We start from the raw sequence: 3,015 nt of genomic DNA, 5'->3' as shown, positions 1-3,015 counted from the left end.
CCTGAGCTTGTCGAAGGGTCAGGCCTAATCGGTCCGCTCGCGATGCTTGCACCCGGGCCAGCAGCACGGGCGCTTCATTCCATCTTCTAGTTCTTCGCAAGTGCGTCGGATACGGCGCTGACGGGTTTTGGCCTGTTTGGCTTCTTCGACCCAGCAGATGAACTCGTTGCGGCCCAAGGGCGTGCACGCTTCCCAAAAATTCAGCACGTCCGCATCTGCGGACGGTGGATACTTTGGATCGGGCTCGCCGCGCGGGCCGCCGAGGATCGCCTCGCGCAGGTCATCGGGGAGCGGGTGCACCACGCCGCCGGATACTTCAGTGCTCGCCATTGTTCGCTCCTGCCTTCACCCGGACGGTGATCCCGCCCAGCTCCACCACGTCGCCGTCACGCAGTTGGCGTCCGCGCCGCACTTCGACGGCGTCGTTCACCGTGACCAGACCGTCGGCGATCACGAGTTTTGCATCGGCGCCGGTGTCGATCAGATTCGCCAGTTTCAGAAACTGGCCCAGCCGGATGCTCTCGTCCCGGATCTCCACGTCGTCCACACTCTCCATTGTGCCCGGTCGACTCCGGCGTGTGCGTCCCGACGGCGGACACCGGCGCGGCGTGATGTGCGTTACCGGGGGGTACGGCTACCGGCGAGGCGCGCCTAGACTGGACCACTATGAGCGCGCCTGAATTCATTGCCACCGCTGACCTGGTTGACGAGATCGGCCCCGACGTCCGCAGCTGCGACACCCAATTCACCCAGTACGGCCGAATCCGCGAGTTCGCCGGTGTGGTGACCCCGGTCCGGTGCTTCCAGGACAACGCCCTGCTCAAGGCCATCCTCTCCGAGCCCAACCCCGGCGGTGTGCTGGTGATCGACGGCGACGCCTCGGTGCACACCGCGCTGGTCGGCGATATCATCGCCGAACTCGGCCGGAGCAATGGTTGGGCCGGGATCATCGCCCACGGCGCGATCCGCGATGCGAAGACCATCGGCGGCATGTCCATCGGCGTCAAGGCGATCGGCACCAACCCGCGCAAGTCCACCAAGACCGGTGCCGGTGAGCGGGACATCCCGATTGAGCTCGGCGGCGTCGTCTTCGAGCCTGGTGATCACCTCTACTCCGACGACGACGGCATCGTCGTTGTGACCCCCGCTTGAACCACACCGCTTGAACCACACCGCTTGACCCCACCTGTCTGGAGCAACACATGGCTAAGCCCACCCCCGACTACTTCACTCGCCTGGCGGCACTGGCAGCGATCGACGATCCGGCCAGCCGCCCGGCCAAGCCGGTCCTCGAGGCGTTCAGCGCCACCGAGATGGCCACTGTTCCGGTCGGCACGGCCGCGGATCTGGAGCTGGCCGTCGAACGCGCCCGCCAAGCGCAGTCCGCGTGGGCCGGCCGCACGCCGTCGGAGCGGGCCAAGGTGGTGGGCAAGTTCTCTGACCTGGTGCACAGCCGCGCCGACGAACTGATGGACATCGCGCAGGCGGAGACCGGTAAGGCGCGGATCTACGCGCAGGAGGAAGTTCTCGACGTCGCGCTGACCGCGCGCTACTACGCCACGTACGCCCCGAAGCTGTTGGCTGAGCGGAAGGTTCCCGGCATGATCCCGGGCGCCACCGACGTGCGTGTGCGTTACCAGCCCAAGGGTGTGGTTGGCGTGATCAGTCCGTGGAACTATCCGCTGACCCTGGCCGTCTCCGACGCGGTCGCCGCCCTGATGGCTGGCAACGCCGTGGTGATCAAGCCGGACAGCAACACCCCGTACTGTGCGCTTGCCCTGGCCGAACTGCTCTACGAGGCGGGTTTGCCGCGCGAGCTCTTCGCCGTCGTTCCGGGGCCGGGCTCGGTGGTCGGTCAGGCGATCGCCGAGACCTGCGACTACCTGATGTTCACCGGCTCCTCGGCGACCGGCTCGACGCTGGCCCAGCAGGCGGGCAAGCGCCTGATCGGCTTCTCCGCGGAGCTCGGCGGTAAGAATCCGCTGATCATCACCGCCGACGCCGACATCGACAACGCGGTCGAGGGCGCCGCCCGCGCATGCTTCTCGAACTCCGGTCAGCTGTGCATCTCCATCGAACGCATCTATGTCGACGCGTCGATCGCAGCGGAGTTCAGCCAGAAGTTCGCCGACTTCGTCGAGAACATGAAGCTCAATGCCGCCTACGATCTCACTGCCGATATGGGCTCGCTGGCCTCGGCCGACCAGATGACGGCGATCGAAACCCATGTCGAGGACGCGGTCGCCAAGGGCGCCACGGTGCTCGCCGGCGGCCGCAAGCGTGCCGACCTTGGCCCGTACTTCTACGCGCCGACGGTCCTGACTGACGTCACCGACGAGATGGAGTGCTGCCGCAACGAGACCTTCGGTCCGCTCGTCTCGATCTACCCGGTCGATTCGGTGGACGAGGCGATTACCCGCGCCAATGACACCGAGTACGGACTCAACGCCAGTGTCTTCGCCGGAACCACTGCGCAGGCGCAGCAGATCGCCGAGAAGTTGCGCGCCGGCACCGTCAACATCAACGAGGGCTACGCCGCCGCATGGGGCTCCACCGCCGCACCGATGGGCGGCATGGGCATCTCGGGCCTGGGCCGTCGCCACGGCGAGGAAGGCCTGCTCAAATACACGGAACCGCAGACCATCGCCGCCCAGCGTTTCATCGGTCTGGACGGGATGACTGGCGTTCCGCGGGACCTCTTCCGCAAGGTGACGCCGCTGGCCATCCGCGGCCTGAAGTACCTACCCGGCCGTTAGGCGCTACGGAAATCAGGTTCAGAATCGGCCTCCGAGGTGCATATGCCCTCGGAGGCAGAATTCTGGTCTGGATTCCGGAGGCCGCCGGTGCGGTCAGCTTCGGCGGCGCCGAATGATGACGATCAGAATGGCCAGCACCGCGGCGATGGCGGCGATCATGCCGGGGCTGACGCGGTCGCCCGGCAACGGGGTGGGGCTGTTGTGGCGCAGTTCGACAAACTTTGCGCGCGACGCGTCCGCCTCGGCGACGGCGTCGCGC

Annotated in this window: 4 protein-coding genes; 2 read left to right on the top strand and 2 right to left on the bottom strand. The window is 66.6% G+C overall.

Annotated elements, in window-relative coordinates:
- Positions 1-24: 24 nt before the first annotated feature.
- Positions 25-330, bottom strand: a complete 306-nt coding sequence (locus WAW85_RS09000; protein WP_422559275.1) for a YdeI/OmpD-associated family protein — start codon at positions 328-330, stop codon at positions 25-27.
- Positions 317-556 carry an RNA-binding S4 domain-containing protein gene (locus WAW85_RS08995; RefSeq protein WP_422559274.1) on the bottom strand — a complete coding sequence of 80 codons (240 nt, stop codon included), beginning with the start codon at positions 554-556 and terminating at the stop codon, positions 317-319. The genes WAW85_RS09000 and WAW85_RS08995 overlap by 14 nt, the downstream gene beginning before the upstream one ends.
- A 110-nt stretch (positions 557-666) precedes the next feature.
- Between WAW85_RS08995 and rraA the strand changes: the two genes are divergently transcribed.
- Together rraA and WAW85_RS08985 are read left to right on the top strand one after the other, a co-directional pair.
- A complete protein-coding gene (gene rraA / locus WAW85_RS08990; protein ID WP_422559273.1) occupies positions 667-1,152 on the top strand; it encodes a ribonuclease E activity regulator RraA in 486 nt (161 codons plus the stop codon).
- Between the two features lie 50 nt (positions 1,153-1,202).
- Positions 1,203-2,756, top strand: a complete 1,554-nt coding sequence (locus tag WAW85_RS08985; protein ID WP_422559272.1) for a succinic semialdehyde dehydrogenase — start codon at positions 1,203-1,205, stop codon at positions 2,754-2,756.
- The last annotated feature ends 259 nt before the right edge of the window (positions 2,757-3,015 follow it).

It is taken from the genome of Gordonia sp. (in: high G+C Gram-positive bacteria) (assembly GCF_049299075.1).
GTDB lineage: Bacteria > Actinomycetota > Actinomycetes > Mycobacteriales > Mycobacteriaceae > Gordonia.
Note: the sequence above shows the minus strand (reverse complement) of the source record. Positions and strands in the feature narration are given on the sequence as shown.

What these genes read in the sequence shown, in the direction of transcription:
- WAW85_RS08985 (WP_422559272.1), top strand. Translation starts at nt 1,203, where the DNA reads ATGGCTAAGCCCACCCCCGACTACTTCACTCGCCTGGCGGCACTGGCA.
- rraA (WP_422559273.1), top strand. Translation starts at nt 667, where the DNA reads ATGAGCGCGCCTGAATTCATTGCCACCGCTGACCTGGTTGACGAGATC.
- WAW85_RS08995 (WP_422559274.1), bottom strand. Translation starts at nt 556, where the DNA reads ATGGAGAGTGTGGACGACGTGGAGATCCGGGACGAGAGCATCCGGCTG.
- WAW85_RS09000 (WP_422559275.1), bottom strand. Translation starts at nt 330, where the DNA reads ATGGCGAGCACTGAAGTATCCGGCGGCGTGGTGCACCCGCTCCCCGAT.